This is a genomic window from Flavobacterium adiutor (assembly GCF_048282555.1).
Taxonomy (GTDB): Bacteria; Bacteroidota; Bacteroidia; order Flavobacteriales; family Flavobacteriaceae; genus Flavobacterium.
On the sequence record NZ_CP182487.1, the window covers coordinates 1,559,850 to 1,581,126 of the forward strand.

Sequence of the window (21,277 nt, forward strand, 5' to 3'; positions counted from 1 at the left end):
ATGAATAAAATTACGCAGCTTTTTAATATTAAATACCCAATCATTCAGGGAGGGATGATTTGGAACAGCGGTTATAAATTAGCTGCAGCAGTAAGTAATGCGGGTGGTTTAGGACTTATTGGAGCTGGTTCAATGTATCCCGAAGTTTTACGTGAACATATTCAGAAATGCAAAAAGACAACTGATAAACCGTTTGGGGTCAATATTCCGATGTTATATCCAAATATTGAAGAAATCCTGAATATTGTCGTTGATGAAGGGGTAAAGATTGTTTTTACTTCGGCAGGAAATCCTAAAACCTGGACTTCATTTTTAAAGTCAAAAGGGATTACGGTTGTTCATGTGGTTAGCAGCAGCATTTTTGCTTTAAAGGCACAAGAAGCAGGAGTTGATGCTATCGTAGCTGAAGGTTTTGAAGCCGGAGGTCATAATGGTCGTGATGAAACCACAACACTGACTTTGATTCCGATGGTAAAAGAAAAAATTCAGATTCCGATTATTGCAGCGGGTGGAATCGCTACAGGAAGAGGAATGCTGGCAGTGATGATTTTAGGGGCAGACGGAGTTCAGATAGGAAGCCGTTTTGCAGCGTCGACAGAATCATCTTCACATCCTAATTTCAAGCAAAAGATAGTGGATATAAATGAAGGTGATACACAATTGACTCTAAAAGAATTAGCGCCTGTTCGTTTGATTAAAAATAAATTTTATGAAGATATTCAGGAATTATATAAAAAGTGCCCTTCCAAAGAGGACTTAATACAGCTTTTAGGAAGAGCAAGAGCAAAAAAAGGAATGTTTGAAGGAGATCTTGAAGGAGGTGAGCTGGAAATAGGACAAATAGCAGGATTGATTCATGAAATTTTACCAGCAGAAAAAATAATTCATGAAATAATAGCCGATTTTAAAGCTGCTTATCAGGAAAAAAGTAAATTTGACTTTTAATAGCGCCTCTAACATTATGAATATTTTACGCAATTATATCATACTTCTTTTTCTTGCATTAGGAGTCCAGCAAACTTACAGTCAGTCTTATCGCTTTAGAACATCGGGTTTCAGTGTTTTAGAAAAAAATGATAAAGGTAAATGGGGTGAATGGTCAAACCTTGATTTGGTGAATCTTTCTGTCGTACTGGATACACAAAAACATAGAATTGTGGTATATTCACAGGAAATACAGCTTTTTAATATCATTGAATATATCGAACGGGAAGAAAATGACACGGATATTGTCTATTCATTTGTGTGCAAAGATAATAGCGGAACTGACTGCAAAATTTCAATTATTACCCGCAAAAAGCAAGACTACCGTAAACAGCTTTATATTAATTATGATAAGCATATTATTGTGTATAATATTTTTAACGTATAATGATTTAAAGAATAAAAAACGCTTATTAGTTTTAATGCTAATAAGCGGTATTGAATAATTGTTAGGATTACTTATTCTATATCTTTAATAAACTCATCATATTCTAAATAAAACATTTCCAGAGCATTCATTTTTTCGAAAAAGAAATCAAAAATAGTATCCCAGTTATTTCGGTTGCTGAAACCAATTCCCGACTTTTCAACCCAAATCCGGCTGATGTTTTTGCCGCTTTCAAGTGTATGATTTTTTTCGAAAACCAAATCTTTGATGAATTCTTCTTCTAAGATGTTTTTTAATGCTTCTAATTTTTCAAAATAAGCCATTCGTTTTTCATTGCTTCGATGTTCGATGTCGATTAACACCTGAGCTTTTTTATTATCTATATAAAATTTAAAAGAAAAGTCTTTGATCTTAGTATCGTAAAGCACCCATTTTCTGGGATATTTCTCTGCAAAAGCTACCCAAAATTCTCTTTTTAGTTTTTGTGATTCTTCTCTGCTGTACATTTTCAGGGGTTTGGTTTTAGAAAACTTGTGCAACCGCGTTTTCTGGACTATATTTATATTTTATTTGGGATTCTGTTTGGAATTATATTTTTAGACAAAATTCAATAGTACAAAAATAAACTTTGATTATGGATTTTCAAGATTTTTTACAACATGTTCCTAATTTAATTCCGGTTGCGCTTCCGGCAGAAAATGCACATGTAAAAATGGCTCCCCCTGAAAGGATTCAGCTAATTAAAAACCTTGATTTGTCAACCAAAAGTCCAAGAGCTGCTGCGGTTATGATGCTGCTGTATCCTAAAAATAATAAAACACATTTAGTTCTGATTGTACGTAATGCTTATAATGGTGTGCATTCTTCTCAAATTGCTTTTCCTGGAGGTAAGTATGAAATTTCAGATGCGGATTTTCGGGAAACGGCTTTGCGGGAAACACAGGAGGAAATTGGAGTTTCATCTGAAAAAATAGAAATTGTCAAAGAGTTTACGCCAATGTACATTCCGCCAAGTAATTTTTTAGTGCATCCCTTTTTAGGTATTTCTGTGCAGGAATTGTCATTTTACCCCGATGTCAGAGAAGTTGCAGATATTATTGAACTCCCATTATCTGTTTTTTTACATGATGAAATAATAATCGAGGCCACGCTATCAACCTCTTATGCAGCCAATATTTTGGTTCCGGCTTTTAATGTTCAGAATCATGTGGTTTGGGGTGCAACAGCCATGATGTTAAGTGAATTGAGAGAAGTTTTGAAAATTACTTTTGAAGAAAAGATTTAAAAACGTAAATTTAATGTTTTGATATTCATTGTAATAACTGTTTATTGGTGGGAATTTTTTATAAAATTTTTCAAAAAAATAAATTTTGTATGTTTGCGGCCTAAGAAAAACAACATAATTCACTGCTATGGGATTGTTTAAGAGAAATCCTTTCGGACATATATTATTCATAAAAAAATGGCTAATCCGTATTTTGGGAGCCATGACACATAGAAGATATAGAGGTTTTAACGAATTGCAGATCGAAGGATCTGAAATCATTAAAACATTACCGGATACCAACGTTTTGTTTATATCGAACCATCAGACTTATTTTGCCGATGTAGTAGCGATGTTTCATGTTTTTAATGCAAGTTTAAGCGGTCGTCAGGATACTATTAAAAATATTGGTTACTTATGGCAGCCTAAAATGAATATTTATTATGTTGCTGCCAAAGAAACGATGCAGGCCGGTTTACTGCCAAGAATTTTGGCTTATGTAGGCGCAATAACAGTAGAAAGAACCTGGCGTTCAAAAGGCGTTGATGTTACTGAAAAACGAGATGTTAATCCAAATGATACTGAAAATATTAAAATTGCCCTTAACGACGGCTGGGTGATTACCTTTCCACAGGGTACTACAAAATCGTTTAAACCTGTCCGTAAAGGAACTGCCCATATCATCAAACAGCACAAACCAATCGTTATTCCAATTGTTATTGACGGTTTTCGCCGTTCATTTGATAAGAAAGGATTGCGAATGAAAAAGAAAAATATTCTCCAGTCATTTATCATCAAAGAACCTCTGGATGTTGATTATGAGAATGACACGATTGAACAAATTGTGGAAAAAGTTGAATATGCAATAGAGCAGCATCCATCATTTTTAAAAGTTATTCCGGCAGAAGAAATCAAAGCCGAAGAAGAACTTAATGAAATGAGAAGATGGAGTTATAAGTCATCCGAAAATGAATGCTAGTTTTGTAAATATAGCATCTTTAAGGTAAGATTTTTGAGAACTTTATTTGTCGGATTCTTTTTAGAAATCTATTTTCTTCAATTCTTTATAATTTGCATATAATCTGCGGAGTAATGTTCCGTATAGTAATCTGTAAAAACACCAGAATATCCCAAGGAAACCTAATATCACAATAATTAAAATGCTAATAGTGAGAAACATTGCTATTCCGTTTTCTGCTATTTTTTCTTTTAAAAATAGCATGTCCGGATTGTAAACAAAGGCAGCAAATATGCTCAATATTGTTGTTATTAAAATCATGCCTAAATTATACCATACATAATATTGTACTGTTTTACGTGTTCTTAAAATGGAACTCATTAGGGATTTTGTGGCTATTGTTGTTGAAATGGTTTTGTAATTTTTGTAAAAGATAAAAACAAAAGCAAGAACTACGATATAATTAAAGTACGTTAGAAATTCTAATCCAAATACAATTTCCGGGTGATTTGTTTTTTGTAAAACATCATCGGTATTAATAAATATATTCGAAAAAGTCCAGAAGGAAACTTCCAGAATGCTTATAATTAAAATCCATTTCACAATGGAGGATGATTTTTTATGAATCATATTGTAAATTTCTGTTTCAGAAATTTGTGTGAAAGAATTTGCATTCTTTTTCCAGTCTTTTTTTAATAAATCCAGTTCTTTCATAGTGGTATTTTAAGGATTTAATATTTTTTTAAGTTTCCCTTTAATTCGGTTCATTTTCACTCGTGCATTCACTTCACTGATTCCTAAAGTCTCGGCTATTTCCTGATAATCTTTGTCTTCAAGATACATAAATACTAATGCTTTTTCAATATCGTTTAGCTGATAAACTGCTTTGTACATCAGTTTGATCTGCTCTTCTTCTTCATAATTGTATTCAACATCTTTAACAAAATGCAGGTGGTTTTCATATTCTACTGTCGATACGGATCGTTTTGTTTTTCTGTATAGGGTAATGGCAGTATTTAAGGCAACGCGATAAGCCCAGGTCGAGAATTTGCTGTCACCCCTGAATTTTGGATATGCCTTCCAGAGCTGAATGGTGATTTCCTGAAATAGGTCTTTATGGGCATCTTCGCCGGCAGTATATAATCTACAAATCTTGTGGATTATATTCTGGTTTGCCTGCAATTGCACAACAAAAGAATGTTCTGGGTTTTCGCTCATATAGGTATTAGTAGTGCTGTGGTTACTTTTGTTACAGCATAATTAAATTTTTCTTTTTTTATAATAATTCACCATCAGGTCAATGAATTTGCTATAGCTTTCCATTCCGTCTTTTTGATTGTTTGTTTTTAGGAAATTATCATACATGAAATGAAAACCTTCATCTATAAAAGTGTCATATTTTTTCCAGAAATCACGGCTCTCCTGATAATTTTTTAAAATACCGGTGTGGGTTTGTTCTTTTAACTTTTTGAAAACTTTCTCGTTTTTAAATTGCCAGATACCAAGGCAATAGCGAAGTGCAAAACTATATCCGGAATACTGATAATACAAATTATCATTCTTAACTGATGCCAGAACGCCAATAAAATTACATTCGCTTTCGCTTGCAAACCCCATCTGATGTGCCATTTCATGTGCGCTTGTCAACGGAAAGTTATACATGGGTAACAAATCATTTACCTGAGCTTCATTAGTAAATGGATTTAGATATCCGCCAAATCCCATGTAAGTCAGTGGAATACTGAATAATGATTTTTTAATACTTAAGGTTTTGTATTTAAAATAGGGGTATTCTTTAGCCAGATTGTCGTATCCGTTGAGATTCATCTGAAAGACTTCTTTCTGAGAGTACGGAAATATCACTTTTGCATTTTTATTTTTGGTAATCTGTAGCTGGATTTCATTCGTTTTGATAATTAATCTTTTAGTAAAAGCCAGCAGCTCAGCATCCGTGTATTCTTTTTTGATTTCCATTTTTTGAAAAAGCGGTTCACGGTAATAATTGAATGCCCAAAGAAGATGAAACAAAAAGTAAAAAACGGAAACTTTGCTTAATATTTTAAGAAGATGATCTTTCCAGTCTGTTTTCCATGTTTTTCTGATTTTCCAAAACCAGCCAATTATAGAAATAATTAAAATTGCATAAATACAGTCGCCAACAGAAAACGGAATTTTACCCAAAAGGGTTCTCGAAAAATGTGAAATTCTGATATAAAGATTGTTACTGTAAGCTCCTTCAATAAAATCCGGATAAAAAGGCAGGATTTTTAAAAAGATGATCTGAATTAAAAGAAATAGTGGTAAAATGTATTTTGCTTTCACAGTATATATTTTGGATACGTAAATATAAATACAATATTAATTAGTATCGAAAAAGAATTTAAACTTTGTAACTTTGGAGTTCTTAATTGTTAAACATCAAACAAAATATATGAGTCAGGAAATAAGAAATCTGGAACCAAAAGTACTTTGGAATAAATTTGCAGATTTGAATGCTGTTCCGCGTCCGTCAAAAAAAGAAGAACGTGTAATCGAATTTATGAAAAAATTTGGAAACAGCTTAGGTTTGGAAACTTTTGAAGATGAAATCAGAAACGTAATCATTAGAAAGCCAGCAACATCTGGAATGGAAAATCGCAAGCCAATCGTAATGCAGGGACACCTTGATATGGTACACCAAAAGAATGCGGATACTGTTTTTGACTTTAATACCCAGGGAATCGATATGTATGTAGACGGTGACTGGGTACGTGCTCGTGGAACTACACTTGGAGCAGATAATGGCTTGGGAGTGGCTACAATTATGGCTATCCTCGAAAGCAAAGATATTCCGCATCCTGCGATTGAAGCTTTGTTTACAATTGATGAAGAAACCGGAATGACCGGAGCTTTAAACTTAAAAGGCGGAATTTTACAAGGTGAGATTTTATTGAATCTGGATACAGAAGAAGATGATGAAATTGATATTGGATGTGCTGGTGGAATTGATGTTACAGCTACAAGATCGTATCACAATGAGGAAGTTCCGGAAGGTTCGGTAGGTTATACGATTACGGTAAAAGGATTGAATGGCGGACATTCAGGAATGGATATTCATAAAGGGTTAGGTAACGCCAATAAAATAATGAATCGTTTGTTATTTGATGCTTTTGAAAATTTTGGTTTGCAGATTGCAGAAATTAACGGGGGGAGTTTACGAAATGCGATTCCAAGAGAAAGTGTTGCAAAAGTGATTATTTCTGAAATGTTTGATGAAGCCTACATTTTTGATATGCAGGAAATTATTAACGATATTAAAACGGAATATAAAACTACTGAACCTAATTTATCTATAGAGATCGTAAAAAGCGCTCTGCCTGAAAAAGTAATGGATTTAGGAGTTCAGGAAGGTATTATCAGGGCAATTTATGCTGCTCATAACGGAGTGTACAGAATGAGCGCAGATATGGCTGATTTAGTAGAAACGTCAAATAATATTGCACGTGTTGTTATAAAAGACGGAGAGATTCTGGTAGGATGTTTAACGCGTTCTTCTGTAGAATCATCCAAATTTGACCTTGCCAATTCTTTGCGTTCTGTTTTTGAATTGGTAGGTTGTGAAGTTGAGTTTTCAGGGTCTTATCCAGGCTGGACACCAAATGTAAATTCTGAAATATTAGAAGTTTTAAAGACTATTTACGAAAAACAAAATGGCGAAAAACCAAAAGTGGTAGCTTGTCATGCTGGCTTGGAATGCGGTATTTTAGGAACTAATTATCCTGAAATGGACATGATTTCTTTTGGCCCAACGATTCACGGAGCGCATTCTCCAGATGAAAGGGCAAGTATTTCTTCGGCTCAGAAATACTGGAAATTTGTTTTGGAAATTCTTTCGAATATACCGTTGAAGTAGTATTTAGTGGTCAGTTTTTTTAGTGTTCAGTAATACTCATGCTTATATAAAAAAGAAAGCAATTCAAATTTGAATCGCTTTCTTTTTTATTTTAACTGTCCCGTCCTGAAATAGCGATACACAAAAACAATCGTTATGGAAGAATACAGCAATTATGTAAAGCGCACCCAGCGAGATTACAGCATGTCCTTAAAACTTCAAATCGTTAGAGAAGTTGAGCAAGGTAGTTCATCAATTACCCAAATTAGAAAACAATATGGTATTCAAAGCCATGCTACAGTTCTGGGCTGGTTACGAAAATTTGGTAACTTTGATTGGGAAAACCAATCCCCTTTGAATATGGCAAAGTCACCCGAACAAAAAATTATGGAACTTGAAGCCCAAGTCAAGCTATTAGAAAAACAAAAGGCTTTTTTAGAACGACAAGCTTACGTTGCAGATAAAAAAGCAATCTTGTTTGACATGATGATTGATTTAGCTGAGAAAGAATATCATATCGATATCCGAAAAAACTCTGCACCCGAACAATCGCCCGCTTTAAAGCAAAAGAACAAAAAACAGTAGCGTTTACCTGTTATTTGTTCGGGATAGACAGACAGGTTTATTATCGAAAGACTAGAAGAATAGCATCCAAACAAAACAAAGCCAAAGAAGTGATTTTGATGGTGAATAATATCAGGAAGACAATGCCTAGAATAGGTGCTCGAAAACTATATTATCTTTTGTTGGATAAACTTCAATTAATGAAAATTGGAAGAGATAAGTTCTTTGATATACTCAGAGCCAATCATTTATTGATACATTCTAAACGAAGTTATCATGTAACGACTAACTCACATCATCGATTTAATAAACATCAAAATCGAATTCTAGATTTAGAAATTAACAGACCAGAGCAAGTTTGGGTCTCTGATATAACCTATATAGGAAAAAGAGATAATCCTTGCTATTTAAGCTTAGTCACAGATGCTTATTCTAAAAAGATTATGGGATATTATGTCGCCGATAACATGAACACAGAAAGCAGTTTGAAGGCTTTTAAAATGGCTCTTAAACACAGAAACAACAAAAACTTACCATTGATACATCACTCAGACAGAGGGATTCAATATTGTGCTAATGACTATCAAAAGCAGCTTAATAAAAATAAAATTCTATGTAGTATGACACAAAACTCTGACCCTTATGAAAATGCAGTGGCAGAAAGGATTAATGGTATTTTAAAACAGGAATTTAGGGTTGACAAATACAACCAAAAAGCAGAAATCATGCAAAAAATTGTAAAAGAAGCTATTGATATCTATAATGAAATCAGACCTCATTATTCTAATTACATGCTTACTCCAAATCAGATGCATAACCAAAACAAAATTAAAATGAGAACCTATAAAACAAAAAACAGTAGCAAACCTGAGCTTGCTACTGTCTAAAATTGTACTTTTATTTTTTATTAATCCTGTATCACTTTTTCAGGACTAGACAAACTGATCAATAAAAAAACTGACCACTGACCACTGACCACTGACCACTTTTTAGATTAGTTTCTTTTTAAAACTTTATATTGCTCATAACAAGCACTAATAGCATCCATAATCTGTAAATCATTTGCTTCCTGAATAAAAGATTCTGAATAATTGCAACGTTGCAGAATTTGAGGAATTTCGTCTTTACTCACACCCAAAAGTACTGATACTGTTTCACGATCATATTTAGATTCTAATAAATTACGAACAGTATCGTCTTTCTTCATTTCCTTAAGTTTTTTGAGCTCCCGTGCATTTTTTCCAAAGAAATTATAGAGCATATCGGCAGGGTTAAAAATAGATCCCAAAACTTTTCCGAAAGCGTTTGGAGAATATTCGCCAGCTTCATAACCTTGTGTGAGTCCTGAAATGCTGTAACGATAGTTTTCCTTTGTTGGAATTAATTTTGAATCTACTTCCAGATAACCGGTTAGATGAAATGGCGCAATAACAACTTCTTCAAGGGCAATTGCTTTTTCTGTAAGCTGAATTCTTGTTACCTTATTTTTTACCCAGTCATTTGTTACTCTGATTCTTAGCGATTGAAAGCCTAAGATAGAAAAATGGAGTGTATCATTGACCTGTACATCAATTTCAAAATATCCCTTCGCATCGGACATAGCACCACGTACTTTGTTGGTGTTGATAACATTTACGTTAGGAATCGGTTCCTTGGTATTGTCATTATAGATGTAACCTGAAACCCTTTGAGGAAAAGCAGGTGTTGTTTCCTGAGTGAAACCAATAGCTGACAATAATGTAAAAAAGAAAACTGCGAAATATTTCATATCCTGATTTAAAGCACTAAAAGTAGTAAATCGTGATTAAATATTTCGCAGTATCTGAATATAATTATCAGAAAATTAACAAAGACTGGAGGAAGATTCTTAGATGTAAAAAAAAATCCCAAACTCCAGAGATAATTGGAATTCGGGATTTTATATTTAAAGATAATCAAATGATCAGTCTCTTCTTGGTCTTCTTGGTCTTGACGAATCTCCAAAGCTTTCAGAACGTCTTGGTGCTCTGTCAGAGCCTCCTTCGTTTCTTCTGAAACCTCCTTCTCTTGGAGCAGCATTTCTTTCACTTCTAAAACCTCCTCCGGAACCATCACGTCTTGGAGCGGAATTTCTGTCACTTCTAAAACCTCCTTCACGTCTTGGTGCAAAGTTTCCTTCTCTTCTTGGAGCATCACGTCTTCCGCCACGGTTATTATGATCGCGTCTTCCGCCACCGTCATTTTTAGAAATCTCAACATTAATACGACGTCCTTCTAACTGAGTATTGTTTAAAATATCCATTACTTTATCAGTGTGTTCAGGGTCTGTGTTGAAGAAAGAAAAGCCTTCTTTTACATCTACTTTGAAAACATCATCACGACCTAAGTCTAATGTTTCTTTCAGATAGTCTTTTAAGGTCATCCAGTCAAAATTGTCTCTTGAACCGATGTTTACAAAATAACGTACGGCACCGTTATTATTAAATTCTCTTGGCTCAGAATCACCTCTTTCACGTCTTTCGTTAGAAGATTGAACAGAAATATCTCTGTTCTTTTTGTAGTAAGTAATGAAACGGTTAAATTCTACTGAAACCATTTTTTTGATCAGTTCTTCTTTAGATAAATCTTCAAGAACATTGTTGATTGCTGGTAAATAGTTGTCAATTTCGTGATCAACTTCAGTATCTTTAATCTTTGTTGCTAAGTGCAGTAATTGAATTTCGCAGATTTCGATTCCGGAAGGAATTTGTTTTTCTTCGAATTTTTGTTTGATAATTCTTTCGATAGAAGAAATTTTACGCAACTCACTTTTTGTAACAATTACAATAGAAGTTCCTAATTTTCCGGCTCTACCAGTACGTCCTGAACGGTGGTTGTATGTTTCGATCTCATCAGGTAATTGATAATTTACAACGTGAGTTACATTGTCAACATCAATACCACGTGCAGCAACGTCAGTAGCAACAAGCATCTGAATTTGTCTTCCGCGGAAAGATTTCATTACGCCATCACGCTGTGCCTGAGATAAATCTCCGTGTAAAGCTGCGGCGCTATATCCGTCTTCAATTAATTTTTCGGCAATAGCCTGAGTATCTCTTTTTGTACGGCAGAAAACTACAGAGAAAATATCCGGATTAGCATCAGCTAAACGTTTTAATGCTTCGTAACGATCACGTGCATTAACTAAATAAAATTCGTGAGAAACCGTTGCAGATCCTGAGTTTTTAGTTCCAACGGTAATTTCAACCGGTTCGCTCATGAATTGTTTCGCAATTCTGGCAACCTCCTGTGGCATAGTTGCAGAGAACAACCATGTACTTTTCTCATCCGGAGTATCCGATAAAATAGATACAATATCTTCATAAAATCCCATGTTCAGCATCTCATCAGCTTCATCAAGAATACAGTAATCTATATTTTTAATGTTTACCAATCCTCTGTTGATCATGTCCTGCATTCTTCCTGGAGTAGCCACGATAATTTGTGCACCTCTTTTGATTTCTCTGGCTTGCTCTGTAATACTAGCTCCTCCGTAAACTGCTACCACATTAATACCTTTTTCGTATTTTGAGTAGTTTTTAAGTTCGTTGGTAATTTGTAAACAAAGTTCCCTTGTTGGCGATAAAACTAATGCCTGTGTATTTCTGTTGTCAGCATCAATTTTTTGGATTAGCGGAAAACCGAAAGCTGCTGTTTTCCCTGTCCCTGTCTGAGCCAACGCAACCATATCTGTATCTTTTTCCAATAATAGGGGAATCGCTTTCTCCTGTACTTCTGACGGATTCTCAAATCCTAGATCTAAAATCGCCTTCAGTAACGATTCATTCAATCCTAATTGTTCAAATTTATTCATATGTATTTTTAAAATAGGGTGCAAAATTACTGCTAATATTCCAGATAAACTAATGCATTTCTAAGAATTGTGTATTTGTTATGATTTGATAATCAAAAAGTTATGTTTATTCTAAAATCGATTTGTTAATTAAATGAAAAATTTCACGTCTGAAAATATAAATTTCACCTATTTAAATGTTGTATTTTAAACAATTATTTTCTTGAATTCAGGAAATCAATTAGTTGCTGAGTTGCTTTTGCGCGATGGCTAATTTTATTCTTTATTTCAGAAGCCAGTTCAGCAAATGTTTCCGTATAATTTTCCGGCTGAAAAACCGGATCGTATCCAAAACCATGATTTCCTGTTTTGCAGAAAGTTATATTTCCTTTGGCTATTCCGGTAAACAAATGCTTCGAACCATTTAAATTTAATGCAATAACGGTTTTGAACTGTGCGCTTCTGTCTGATTTATTTTTTAAAGATTCCAAAAGCTTGTTCATATTCTCGTTCGGATCTTTTTGTTCTCCGGCATACCTTGCTGAATAAACGCCAGGCTCTCCATTTAGTGCATCAACTTCTAAGCCGGTATCATCTGCAAAACAATCGTAGCCGTATTTTTCAGTTACATAATTGGCTTTTAGAATAGCGTTTCCTTCAATTGTATCTGCAGTTTCTGGAATTTCTTCATGACAGCCAATTTCTTCAAGGCTTAAAATTTGTATGGATCCGTTTAAGATGTTCTGGATTTCTTTTATCTTATTTTTGTTGTTTGATGCGAAGACGAGTTTCATTTTTGTCGTTTTTAAAATAATGATCAGTTATAATAGAGCAGGTAATACCAAAGGTGTAAGCAACAAGATCAGACCATAAAAAACCTTGTCCTAATAGATATTTTCCAAAAAGGGTCTTTCTAGCGGCAATAATCCAGTCTGATTGGTAAAGCTGAAAGAGTTCAATGCTGTAACAAATCAGTATTGAAATAACTGCAATTTGGATGAGTTTGTGATTAATCAGAAAGATTCTTATCAAAAGAAAAATCATAACTGCATAAAGAAAGTCTCCTAAACAAAGAGGAATAAAATTAATTTTTCGTGAAATAATTCCAAGAAAAATAATGATAATCAATAGAATGAAATAACGAATTCTGAGGCTTTTCAAAGTGAATATGTTCTTGTTTTAAAGAAATTAGTGATAAACAAAGTTACAAAGAAGTGATAAGTGTTTTGCTAAATCATACGATTTATAGAGATTGAAATAAATTAAGTCCTATTTTTACAAAAAAAACTCACTTAAATTACAATAAAATATGATTATAGATTCGTTAGAGAATGCATCAAAATACGAAATTTTGCATCCTTCCTTTAAAAAAGCATTTGATTATCTGCGTGAAAATAATTTAGAAAATCTTTCCGCTGATTTTAAACATGAAATTGAAGGAGTTAAATTTTTTGGATTTCAGGGAAAAGGAAAAACAGTCGAAGAAAGCTTAACTACTTTTGAATGTCATGACAAAAACATTGATATTCAGTTTTGTATAAGTGAAAATGAAACTTTTGCATGGAAACCAAGAGCCAATTGTAAAACGCCAAACGGAGGTTATAATGATGAGAAAGATGTTCGTTTTTTTAGTGATGCGCCGGATATGTTTTTTAAATTGAAAGAAAATCAATTTGTAATTCTTTTTCCTGAAGATGTGCATGCACCAATGATAACTGATGGAGTGCTAAATAAAATTGTGATAAAAGTGGAGATTTAATATTGTCAAAGGATATAGGTATGATTCGTAAACCATTCAAAATTGTATTTGCTTTTCTTGCTTTGATAGTTCTGATTAGCTGTAAAAACACGAAACAAAAATTACAGGAGTATGTTGTTGCTTATAATAAAGAGGCTGTAAAATTTAAGGCAGATGACGTAACCCTAACTACGGCCAGAGGGTATATTAACGATAGTAAAATTGAATTAAGATTTGAAACCGATTTAGAACAGAACGAAACGAATAAAAAAAAGGCTGAAGCAGTCTTTCCTCTTTTGTTAAAAGAAATGCTTAAGAAAAATCAAATTCCTAAAGAATTAATTGATGAAGGAGTACTATTTCATGTTTATTTTTTAGCTGATGATAATACTGTTTTTGTCAAAGAAGTTATTAATAAGGAAGAAATAAATAAATTTCTGAAATAATATTTTAGGAAAAAGTTCTAAAAAAAAACGAAGCCTCTTTGTAATCGAACAAAGAGGCTTTGTTATGTTTAATTGCGTTTCGTAACGTTTGTTAAATTATCCGGGAAATATAATTCAGATAAGTTGGTGAATTCATCTCCGCGCATGAATATATTGATATCAACATCAGCAAAAGATGTTTTACCGGCTGCTGCCAAAAGTTCATTTGCAGCATGAAGCGTATTTTTATGGAAATGATAAACGCGTTCTGATTTATCCGTAACCACCAAACCTTTCATAAGCATTTTATTTTGAGTTGCGACTCCTGTTGGGCATTCATTATTATGGCAGCGTAATGCCTGAATACATCCAAGAGAAAACATAAAGCCTCTCGCACTGTTGCACATATCCGCACCCAAAGCAACAGCATGCAGGATAGAATAACCAGAAATGATTTTACCACTGCCAATTATGCGTATTTTGTCACGAATATTTAATGCTGTCAAAGTTTGGTTTACAAAAATTAAAGCCGGTTCAAAAGGCATTCCGACGCCATCAGCAAATTCCAGAGGCGCAGCTCCGGTTCCACCTTCGGCACCATCAACAGTAATGAAGTCAGGATAAATATCTTCGGCAATCATTTCATGACAGATTGCTTCAAATTCATTCGTATTTCCAATACATAACTTAAATCCGATAGGTTTTCCGTTTGATAAGTCACGTAATTTTTTAATGAAATGAATCAATCCTTTTGCATCAGAAAAGGCAGTATGTCCGGGAGGAGAAAGAATCATAGTATGAGGAATGACACCTCTTATTTTTGCAATTTGTTCCGTATTTTTCGCAGCAGGTAATACGCCTCCATGACCTGGTTTTGCACCCTGAGAGAGTTTGATTTCGATCATCTTTACATTTGGAAGATTCGCTTTTTCTGAAAATTTTTCAGGACTGAAATTCCCTTCCGCATCACGGCATCCAAAATAACCCGTGCCTATCTGCCAGGTTATATCGCCGCCACCCGCAAGATGATATTCGGTTAATCCGCCTTCTCCCGTATTTTGATAAAAATTACCTTTTTTAGCCCCAATGTTGATGGCACGAACCGCGTTTTCACTCAGTGAGCCAAAACTCATTGCGGAAACATTAAATAAAGATGCAGAATAAGGTTGTTTGCAATCTTTTCCGCCTACTAAAACCCGTGGTAATTCTTCGTTTACTTTTGCCGGAAAAATCGAATGTTTGATTCCTTCGTAACTGTCTGTATTTAAGTTTTGTTGCGTTCCAAAAGGAGTGCTCGAATCGATATTTTTTGCTCTTTGATAAACCAATGAGCGCTGATTTCTGGAGAAAGGTTTTCCGTCAGTCGATCTTTCGATAAAATACTGCTGAATTTCAGGCGCTATCATTTCGAACAAATATCTGAAATAACCTAAAACAGGAAAGTTTCTTAAAATGGCATGTTTTTCCTGCGAAGCGTTGTAGGTACCAACAAGTAACAAAATAGGAAGAACAATTATCAATAGGAAACCACGGTTAGTATAATAATAAATGGCAGCAACAATTAAAAACAATAAGAAGCCGTAGATGAAGAATTTCTTTCTCATGTTTGTTTTAAAACTTTAAAAATGTAATAATTTGAATTAATTAAATCGCAATCTCACATAAACATGTTTGATTCCTTTTTTGTCGGACTCTCTTTCGTCTATTTCGAGAATATCAGTTAACGATTTTAGCATGGGTGTCAGTTTAGAAAAACCGTAATTTCGGGGATCGAATTCAGGTTTTTTCTTCACAATTAAGTTTCCAACATCTCCTAAAAATGCCCAGCCATCATCATCTTCGATGTCTTCAATGGTAGCTTCAATAAGCTCAATGGTAGCAGCATCAATTTTGTCCAGAGCTTTAATGTTTTGTTTTTCAACAGGTTTTTTAGAATCGACTGTTGTGGCAGGTTTTGGTTTTTTCTTCTGAATAGCGCCATCTAAAACCTCAATATAAATAAAACGATCGCAGGCTACAATAAAGGAGTTAGGGGTTTTCTTTTCGCCAATACCAATTACTTTCATACCAGATTCCCGTAACCGAATGGCAAGCCGGGTAAAATCACTATCGCTTGAAACAATACAAAACCCATCTAATTTTCCTGAATAAAGCAAATCCATCGCATCAATAATCAAAGCTGAATCTGAAGAATTTTTTCCAACGGTATAGCTATATTGCTGGATAGGGGTAATAGCGTGTTCTAATAAAACACCTTTCCATCCATTTGAATTTGGTTTGGTCCAGTCAGCATAAATTCTCTTTGTAGTAGGGGTTCCAAACTTTGTAATTTCTTCCATCATCCCCTTCACATTGCTGTAAGGCACGTTGTCGGCATCGATAAGTACGGCTAATTTTAAGTCTTTAGTATTCGTTAAAGCCATTAGATCAGGTGTTAAGATTTTTTATATAAGAGTTTTAAAATTAATAAAAAAATAAACAATTATTGGGTCTTATAAGGAATTTATAAAAACGAATAAATTGTTTGCTCATTAACAACGAATTGCGATTTTACGAAGAAATTTACTTCAACTTTACAAAAAATGCCTTAAAAATTTATTAAACGTCGATTTTGAATCCGAATCATTTTTAAATTATTATGATACCAATGAATAAATATTTATTTTTGCTCGCTGATTTTAGTCAAAATTATTACGACACTATTATATTATGGTAAAAGATTTATTCGAAAGAATTCAGGAGAATAAAGGACCTTTAGGAAAATGGGCTTCTCAGGCAGAAGGTTATTACGTTTTTCCAAAATTAGAAGGTGAATTAGGTCCAAGAATGAAATTTCACGGAAAAGATATTTTAAACTGGAGTTTAAATGATTATTTAGGTTTGGCAAATCATCCTGAAGTTCGTCAGGCAGATACAGATGCGGCCATTCAGTTTGGTGCTGCTTACCCTATGGGAGCCCGTATGATGTCTGGGCACACTACGTATCACGAACAATTAGAAAATGAATTGGCTGAATTCGTAATGAAAGAATCTGCTTATTTATTGAATTTTGGTTATCAGGGAATGGTGTCTATCATTGATGCTCTGGTGACTAAAAATGACATTATTGTTTATGATGTTGATTCTCATGCGTGTATTATTGATGGTGTTCGTTTACACATGGGTAAGCGTTTTACCTACAAACACAATGATCTTGAAAGTATGGAGAAAAACCTGCAGCGTGCTACAAAAATGGCTGAAGAAACAGGTGGAGGTATTTTATTTATTACTGAAGGTGTTTTCGGAATGCGTGGTCAGCAGGGGAAATTAAAAGAAATCGTTGCCTTCAAAGAAAAATACAATTTCAGATTATTAGTAGATGATGCACATGGTTTTGGTACGTTAGGGAAAACTGGAGCCGGTGCAGGAGAGGAGCAGGGAGTTCAGGATGGTATCGATGTTTACTTCTCTACTTTTGCAAAATCTATGGCTAATATTGGTGCTTTTGTAGCGGCTGATAAAACAGTTATCGATTATTTGAAATACAACTTGCGTTCTCAAATGTTTGCAAAAGCATTGCCGATGATTCAGACTATAGGCTCATTGAAACGTTTGGAATTATTACGTAAATCTTCTGCTATTAAAGATAAACTTTGGGAAAACGTAAATGCATTGCAAAGTGGTCTTAAAGAAAAAGGATTTAATATTGGAGATACAAATACCTGTATTACACCAGTTTATTTAGAAGGAAGTATTCCAGAAGCGATGGTGATGGTAAATGATTTAAGAGAAAACTACGGTATTTTTCTTTCTATTGTTGTGTATCCGGTTATTCCAAAAGGGATTATTTTATTAAGAATGATTCCTACGGCTTCTCATACTTTGACAGATATTGAAGAGACACTTACGGCGTTTGAAGCTATTCGTGAAAAATTAGTTAATGGTACTTACAAAGAGATCGCAGAACGCACTACAGTTGATGTTTCTTAGTTAAATAAATGAGTTCCTAATATGGAAATTATATAAAAGAATCCACTCCTGATAAGAGTGGATTTTTTTATATTGAATTAATTTTACAAGAGTTAACAGTAAAAATAAAAAATCATGAAAAAAGTATTATCGTTATTAATCATTATGTTTAGTGTTATGTCTTGTAAAAAAGAAACAACACAGCCTGAACCTCAAATCACTCCAAGCGCTCCTAAAGAGGCAGAAGTTGTTGAGCCTGCAGGAGATCAGTGTTATACCTGGAATTCTAATGGAAGTGTAATTGAAATGAGTTTCAACGTAAACTCACATCAGGAAGTAAACGGAAAACTAAGTTATAATATATTAGGAAAGGATAAAAACGAAGGGACTTTAATCGGAAATATCTATGGAGATACTCTTATAGCTGATTATACTTTTAATTCTGAAGGTGTTTCATCAATTCGGGAAGTCGCATTTTTGCAAAAAGACGGGACTTATATTGAAGGTTACGGAGATGTCGCAGAAGCCAATGGAAAAGTAAGTTTTAAAGATAGAAAAAAACTAAAATTTGATGTTAAAAACACATTGACCAAAGTGGATTGTGCTGAGTAATCAGTTCTTGAATATATAGCAATTAAGAAAACGTCCGGAATTTTTCCGGACGTTTTGCATTTTAGATATCCTAATAAATGTCTATGGAGGAAATAATAAGTTTTGCAGAAAAACTAATATTAATGTAGCTTTTATAAAAAGCTAATTTATTTGTGTTTTTTACTTCTGATGTAGTTTTAATTCTACACAAACAGAGCTATTATTCGGCTGAAAAGCTTCTTGATTCTGACTTATAAAAATTAAATTTGTGATTTTAAAGGGAATACTAATCAAGTGCTGGTGATTTTTTATGAGTAAATTAAATGATGTATATGAGATTACCCCTGATGATTTTGACTCGGTAAAAGACATCATTTATGAATCTAAATTAATTGATGAGAAACTGCTTAATTTAGAAAATGCCGTGCTGTTTATTAAAGATAAATTAAGCCGTAAAAAAGCGAAGATTTTTGCCAAAAAAGAGCAGGATGATGTAGTTGCTTTTGCCGTATTGCATTATAAAATAAATCCGTTGTCTGTTCTTGAATACAATTGGCATATCTCCTATCTTTATGTTAAAACTGATTTTCGAAGAAAATCCATTGGAAGAGAAATTATGACAGCGTGTTTTGAACATGCCCGCCTAAATAATGTCAAGCATATTTCATTAAATACAGATACTGAGAATTTTGCAGCGCACCAGCTTTACGAAAGTTTTGGTTTCATCAGAAAAAGTTTTATCTCAAATTATTATTACTATGAAATTAAACTTTAGCAATATGATTTTGATTAATGAAAACGTTCAATTAAAATATAAGTACTAAACATATGATAATAAGATTACTCAAAGGGTATGTAAGGAATTTTACCCAATTTTCTGTCGAGGTAAAAGTGTTGGCTGTCACCACATTTATTAACAGACTAGGAGCGATGGTTGTACCTTTTTTGTCTAAATATATGCTCGAAGAATTACACTTTAGTTATAGCCAGATTGGTTGGGTTATGGTTTTTTTTGGTATTGGTTCTTTTATAGGGACCTGGATTAGTGGTAAGCTATCAGATAAAATAGGTTTTTATAAAGTAATGGTTTTTAGTCTTTTTACTAGCGGGTTGATATTTATTTTGCTTCAGTTTCTAACTACTTTTTACAGTTTTTGTTGTGGGGTTTTGCTCCTCACCACGATTTCGGATATGTACAGACCAGCAATGCTGGTTTCGTTAGATACATACGCAGATAAAAAAGAACGTACAAAAGCAATATCCTTAATCCGATCCTCTGTTAATTTAGGTTTTATGTTTGGACCATTGATTGGTGGAATTATTATTACACTTTCAAATTACAGCTTTTTATTTTACATCGATGGTCTAACCTGTATTTTGAGTATTTTATTATTTACGTTTTTTGTAAAAGAGAGAAAACTTCTTTATAAACTGAATGCATTTAAATACTTAAAGGAAGAAAATTCTTTATTGGAAGATAAGCCATTTCTAATACATCTTGTAGTTACACTGATAACAGGGATATTATTTTTTCAAATGTTTACAACTTTATCCCTTTATTATAAAGAGGTCTTTAACTTTAGCAGTATCGAAAGTGGTTTGTTTCTGGCTCTAAACGGAGTGATAATATTACTTTTCGAACTCTCAATTGTGTCTTTTGTAGAATCGCAAAATATCAATAAACTTTTAATGGTTTCTTATGGTATTCTTGCAATGAGTGTTAGTTATTTATTTTTATTGATTGAAAATAGTGTGGTGGCCTTAGTCTTAATGATGATTTTTATGACTATCGGTATCATGCTAACGTTTCCGTTTGCGAATTCATTTGTTAAAAATAGGTCGCTCAAAAAACAAGAAGGTAAATTCATGGCTGCTTTTACGATGAGTTATAGTGTTGCTCATATATTCAGTACCAAATCCGGAATGGCAATTATTGAACAATATGGATATAGAGTAAACTGGTTATTTCTGTCCTGTCTTGGTTTTGCAGGATCTATTATCGCATACCGCCTGATTTTTATTGTAAAAAAAGAAAAGGAACATATTAAAACTAAAATTATTCAATCTATATTTTCTGAATCAAAAATAGATTAGCAGGTAGGTAATTGTATTCCTAGTAAATAAATAAAACAACAGTTTCAAATGAAACGATTAATAAAAAGAGGCTGTCCGAGAAAATAAGGACAGCCTTTTTGCTGCATAAAAAAGGCTATCCTTTTCGGACAGCCTCTCTCTTTTTAATCGCAAAGTAAGTCTTCAATACATTGACTTACATTCAGTTTTATCAGATTTTAATAATCAGGTAAGATTTGTAAAGAATTATAATTTGCCTGAAATCTCTTTTTTGTATTTGTTCAATAGGGCTCTGGTTAAACCTAAATTAGCTCTAGTAGAATCTACTGCTAAATAAATAAAATATTCATTGTTTTCAGAAATATCAATGATGTGAATTTGTTCTGTTAGCGAAATCATAATTTCATCTATTGATTGTGATAAACCTAATGCGTTTATAGCATTCAGTTTTGCTTTAACCACCTCAAGATTGAATGCAGAAGCAAGTTCAGGATCAAAGCTAGCTAGTGCTGAATCGCTGTAGTAAGAAATACCACTTTTAATTTCGGTTATTGCAATTGCGATATAACCAGGAACATTTTTTTTGATTTCGTCCCCAAATTGTTGTAAAAAATCTGACATATTCTAATTTGTTTTTAATTGTTATTATTTATTGAATTTTT

At 33.5% G+C, this 21,277-nt stretch carries 24 protein-coding genes; 13 read left to right on the forward strand and 11 right to left on the reverse strand.

The window, feature by feature from the left end; all coding sequences use genetic code 11:
* The gene (locus ACNC7R_RS06960; RefSeq protein WP_417940215.1) at nucleotides 1–945 is read left to right on the forward strand and encodes an NAD(P)H-dependent flavin oxidoreductase; all 945 of its coding nucleotides are present in this window, start codon (nucleotides 1–3) and stop codon (nucleotides 943–945) included.
* Between the two features lie 16 nt (nucleotides 946–961).
* On the forward strand, nucleotides 962–1,372 hold the full coding sequence (locus ACNC7R_RS06965) for a hypothetical protein (protein WP_417940216.1): 411 nt from the start codon (nucleotides 962–964) through the stop codon (nucleotides 1,370–1,372).
* A gap of 71 nt (nucleotides 1,373–1,443) precedes the next feature.
* On the opposite strand, the gene ACNC7R_RS06970 is transcribed toward ACNC7R_RS06965, so the two are convergent.
* Nucleotides 1,444–1,878, reverse strand: coding sequence for a DUF4268 domain-containing protein (locus tag ACNC7R_RS06970; RefSeq protein ID WP_417940217.1), 435 nt, complete (start codon nucleotides 1,876–1,878; stop codon nucleotides 1,444–1,446).
* A gap of 128 nt (nucleotides 1,879–2,006) precedes the next feature.
* Between ACNC7R_RS06970 and ACNC7R_RS06975 the strand changes: the two genes are divergently transcribed.
* Complete coding sequence (locus tag ACNC7R_RS06975) at nucleotides 2,007–2,657, forward strand: NUDIX hydrolase (protein ID WP_417940218.1); 651 nt, start codon at nucleotides 2,007–2,009, stop codon at nucleotides 2,655–2,657.
* A gap of 127 nt (nucleotides 2,658–2,784) precedes the next feature.
* A complete protein-coding gene (locus tag ACNC7R_RS06980) occupies nucleotides 2,785–3,615 on the forward strand; it encodes a lysophospholipid acyltransferase family protein (protein WP_417940219.1) in 831 nt (276 codons plus the stop codon).
* Nucleotides 3,616–3,675: 60 nt separating this feature from the next.
* On the opposite strand, the gene ACNC7R_RS06985 is transcribed toward ACNC7R_RS06980, so the two are convergent.
* Genes ACNC7R_RS06985 through ACNC7R_RS06995 form a run of 3 tightly spaced genes read right to left on the reverse strand, consistent with a single transcriptional unit; the run spans nucleotide 3,676 to nucleotide 5,916 of the window.
* Nucleotides 3,676–4,308, reverse strand: a complete 633-nt coding sequence (locus tag ACNC7R_RS06985; protein WP_417940220.1) for a hypothetical protein — start codon at nucleotides 4,306–4,308, stop codon at nucleotides 3,676–3,678.
* 9 nt (nucleotides 4,309–4,317) lie between these two features.
* A complete protein-coding gene (locus ACNC7R_RS06990; RefSeq protein WP_417940221.1) occupies nucleotides 4,318–4,812 on the reverse strand; it encodes an RNA polymerase sigma factor in 495 nt (164 codons plus the stop codon).
* A gap of 42 nt (nucleotides 4,813–4,854) precedes the next feature.
* Nucleotides 4,855–5,916, reverse strand: a complete 1,062-nt coding sequence (locus ACNC7R_RS06995) for a DUF3810 domain-containing protein (protein ID WP_417940222.1) — start codon at nucleotides 5,914–5,916, stop codon at nucleotides 4,855–4,857.
* Between the two features lie 109 nt (nucleotides 5,917–6,025).
* Between ACNC7R_RS06995 and ACNC7R_RS07000 the strand changes: the two genes are divergently transcribed.
* From ACNC7R_RS07000 to ACNC7R_RS07010, 3 genes are all read left to right on the forward strand, one after another.
* Complete coding sequence (locus ACNC7R_RS07000; RefSeq protein ID WP_417940223.1) at nucleotides 6,026–7,486, forward strand: aminoacyl-histidine dipeptidase; 1,461 nt, start codon at nucleotides 6,026–6,028, stop codon at nucleotides 7,484–7,486.
* Nucleotides 7,487–7,621: 135 nt separating this feature from the next.
* Entirely contained in the window at nucleotides 7,622–8,050 is a 429-nt protein-coding gene (locus tag ACNC7R_RS07005) for a transposase (protein ID WP_417939275.1), read from the forward strand.
* 14 nt (nucleotides 8,051–8,064) lie between these two features.
* Nucleotides 8,065–8,916 (forward strand): IS3 family transposase, encoded by an 852-nt coding sequence (locus ACNC7R_RS07010; protein ID WP_417939276.1) that lies wholly within the window; start codon nucleotides 8,065–8,067, stop codon nucleotides 8,914–8,916.
* A gap of 107 nt (nucleotides 8,917–9,023) precedes the next feature.
* Here ACNC7R_RS07010 and ACNC7R_RS07015 read toward each other — a convergent pair whose 3' ends face one another.
* The 4 genes from ACNC7R_RS07015 to ACNC7R_RS07030 form a co-directional block, all read right to left on the reverse strand.
* Nucleotides 9,024–9,797: a carboxypeptidase-like regulatory domain-containing protein gene (locus ACNC7R_RS07015; protein WP_417940224.1), complete on the reverse strand. Its 774-nt coding sequence runs from the start codon at nucleotides 9,795–9,797 to the stop codon at nucleotides 9,024–9,026.
* Between the two features lie 174 nt (nucleotides 9,798–9,971).
* A complete protein-coding gene (locus ACNC7R_RS07020; protein WP_417940225.1) occupies nucleotides 9,972–11,861 on the reverse strand; it encodes a DEAD/DEAH box helicase in 1,890 nt (629 codons plus the stop codon).
* A 194-nt stretch (nucleotides 11,862–12,055) separates the two neighbouring features.
* A complete protein-coding gene (locus tag ACNC7R_RS07025) occupies nucleotides 12,056–12,634 on the reverse strand; it encodes a non-canonical purine NTP diphosphatase (RefSeq protein WP_417940226.1) in 579 nt (192 codons plus the stop codon).
* The gene (locus ACNC7R_RS07030) at nucleotides 12,600–13,001 is read right to left on the reverse strand and encodes a DUF2809 domain-containing protein (RefSeq protein WP_417940227.1); all 402 of its coding nucleotides are present in this window, start codon (nucleotides 12,999–13,001) and stop codon (nucleotides 12,600–12,602) included. The genes ACNC7R_RS07025 and ACNC7R_RS07030 overlap by 35 nt, the downstream gene beginning before the upstream one ends.
* 148 nt (nucleotides 13,002–13,149) lie before the next feature.
* Here ACNC7R_RS07030 and ACNC7R_RS07035 point away from each other — a divergent pair, with 148 nt between their 5' ends.
* Both ACNC7R_RS07035 and ACNC7R_RS07040 read left to right on the forward strand, forming a co-directional pair.
* The gene (locus tag ACNC7R_RS07035) at nucleotides 13,150–13,599 is read left to right on the forward strand and encodes a YhcH/YjgK/YiaL family protein (protein ID WP_417940228.1); all 450 of its coding nucleotides are present in this window, start codon (nucleotides 13,150–13,152) and stop codon (nucleotides 13,597–13,599) included.
* Between the two features lie 2 nt (nucleotides 13,600–13,601).
* Nucleotides 13,602–14,024, forward strand: coding sequence for a hypothetical protein (locus ACNC7R_RS07040; RefSeq protein ID WP_417940229.1), 423 nt, complete (start codon nucleotides 13,602–13,604; stop codon nucleotides 14,022–14,024).
* 68 nt (nucleotides 14,025–14,092) lie between these two features.
* Here ACNC7R_RS07040 and ACNC7R_RS07045 read toward each other — a convergent pair whose 3' ends face one another.
* Entirely contained in the window at nucleotides 14,093–15,607 is a 1,515-nt protein-coding gene (locus ACNC7R_RS07045) for an FMN-binding glutamate synthase family protein (RefSeq protein WP_417940230.1), read from the reverse strand.
* 36 nt (nucleotides 15,608–15,643) lie between these two features.
* Nucleotides 15,644–16,426, reverse strand: a complete 783-nt coding sequence (locus ACNC7R_RS07050) for an NYN domain-containing protein (RefSeq protein WP_417940231.1) — start codon at nucleotides 16,424–16,426, stop codon at nucleotides 15,644–15,646.
* Between the two features lie 286 nt (nucleotides 16,427–16,712).
* Here ACNC7R_RS07050 and ACNC7R_RS07055 point away from each other — a divergent pair, with 286 nt between their 5' ends.
* From ACNC7R_RS07055 to ACNC7R_RS07070, 4 genes are all read left to right on the forward strand, one after another.
* Nucleotides 16,713–17,972: an aminotransferase class I/II-fold pyridoxal phosphate-dependent enzyme gene (locus ACNC7R_RS07055; RefSeq protein ID WP_417940232.1), complete on the forward strand. Its 1,260-nt coding sequence runs from the start codon at nucleotides 16,713–16,715 to the stop codon at nucleotides 17,970–17,972.
* 114 nt (nucleotides 17,973–18,086) lie between these two features.
* Nucleotides 18,087–18,563: a hypothetical protein gene (locus tag ACNC7R_RS07060; RefSeq protein ID WP_417940233.1), complete on the forward strand. Its 477-nt coding sequence runs from the start codon at nucleotides 18,087–18,089 to the stop codon at nucleotides 18,561–18,563.
* Between the two features lie 289 nt (nucleotides 18,564–18,852).
* Nucleotides 18,853–19,317: a GNAT family N-acetyltransferase gene (locus ACNC7R_RS07065; protein WP_417940234.1), complete on the forward strand. Its 465-nt coding sequence runs from the start codon at nucleotides 18,853–18,855 to the stop codon at nucleotides 19,315–19,317.
* A gap of 53 nt (nucleotides 19,318–19,370) precedes the next feature.
* On the forward strand, nucleotides 19,371–20,636 hold the full coding sequence (locus ACNC7R_RS07070; RefSeq protein WP_417940235.1) for an MFS transporter: 1,266 nt from the start codon (nucleotides 19,371–19,373) through the stop codon (nucleotides 20,634–20,636).
* A gap of 225 nt (nucleotides 20,637–20,861) precedes the next feature.
* Here ACNC7R_RS07070 and ACNC7R_RS07075 read toward each other — a convergent pair whose 3' ends face one another.
* Entirely contained in the window at nucleotides 20,862–21,236 is a 375-nt protein-coding gene (locus ACNC7R_RS07075) for a hypothetical protein (RefSeq protein WP_417940236.1), read from the reverse strand.
* Nucleotides 21,237–21,277 lie beyond the last annotated feature (41 nt).

Coding starts and splice junctions, on each gene's coding strand:
- ACNC7R_RS06990 (WP_417940221.1), bottom strand. CDS start 4,812: ATGAGCGAAAACCCAGAACATTCTTTTGTTGTGCAATTGCAGGCAAAC.
- ACNC7R_RS06965 (WP_417940216.1), top strand. CDS start 962: ATGAATATTTTACGCAATTATATCATACTTCTTTTTCTTGCATTAGGA.
- ACNC7R_RS06960 (WP_417940215.1), top strand. CDS start 1: ATGAATAAAATTACGCAGCTTTTTAATATTAAATACCCAATCATTCAG.
- ACNC7R_RS07050 (WP_417940231.1), bottom strand. CDS start 16,426: ATGGCTTTAACGAATACTAAAGACTTAAAATTAGCCGTACTTATCGAT.
- ACNC7R_RS07055 (WP_417940232.1), top strand. CDS start 16,713: ATGGTAAAAGATTTATTCGAAAGAATTCAGGAGAATAAAGGACCTTTA.
- ACNC7R_RS07035 (WP_417940228.1), top strand. CDS start 13,150: ATGATTATAGATTCGTTAGAGAATGCATCAAAATACGAAATTTTGCAT.
- ACNC7R_RS07005 (WP_417939275.1), top strand. CDS start 7,622: ATGGAAGAATACAGCAATTATGTAAAGCGCACCCAGCGAGATTACAGC.
- ACNC7R_RS07045 (WP_417940230.1), bottom strand. CDS start 15,607: ATGAGAAAGAAATTCTTCATCTACGGCTTCTTATTGTTTTTAATTGTT.
- ACNC7R_RS07025 (WP_417940226.1), bottom strand. CDS start 12,634: ATGAAACTCGTCTTCGCATCAAACAACAAAAATAAGATAAAAGAAATC.
- ACNC7R_RS06980 (WP_417940219.1), top strand. CDS start 2,785: ATGGGATTGTTTAAGAGAAATCCTTTCGGACATATATTATTCATAAAA.
- ACNC7R_RS07060 (WP_417940233.1), top strand. CDS start 18,087: ATGAAAAAAGTATTATCGTTATTAATCATTATGTTTAGTGTTATGTCT.
- ACNC7R_RS07070 (WP_417940235.1), top strand. CDS start 19,371: ATGATAATAAGATTACTCAAAGGGTATGTAAGGAATTTTACCCAATTT.
- ACNC7R_RS06970 (WP_417940217.1), bottom strand. CDS start 1,878: ATGTACAGCAGAGAAGAATCACAAAAACTAAAAAGAGAATTTTGGGTA.
- ACNC7R_RS06975 (WP_417940218.1), top strand. CDS start 2,007: ATGGATTTTCAAGATTTTTTACAACATGTTCCTAATTTAATTCCGGTT.
- ACNC7R_RS07000 (WP_417940223.1), top strand. CDS start 6,026: ATGAGTCAGGAAATAAGAAATCTGGAACCAAAAGTACTTTGGAATAAA.
- ACNC7R_RS07065 (WP_417940234.1), top strand. CDS start 18,853: ATGAGTAAATTAAATGATGTATATGAGATTACCCCTGATGATTTTGAC.
- ACNC7R_RS06985 (WP_417940220.1), bottom strand. CDS start 4,308: ATGAAAGAACTGGATTTATTAAAAAAAGACTGGAAAAAGAATGCAAAT.
- ACNC7R_RS07015 (WP_417940224.1), bottom strand. CDS start 9,797: ATGAAATATTTCGCAGTTTTCTTTTTTACATTATTGTCAGCTATTGGT.
- ACNC7R_RS07020 (WP_417940225.1), bottom strand. CDS start 11,861: ATGAATAAATTTGAACAATTAGGATTGAATGAATCGTTACTGAAGGCG.
- ACNC7R_RS07075 (WP_417940236.1), bottom strand. CDS start 21,236: ATGTCAGATTTTTTACAACAATTTGGGGACGAAATCAAAAAAAATGTT.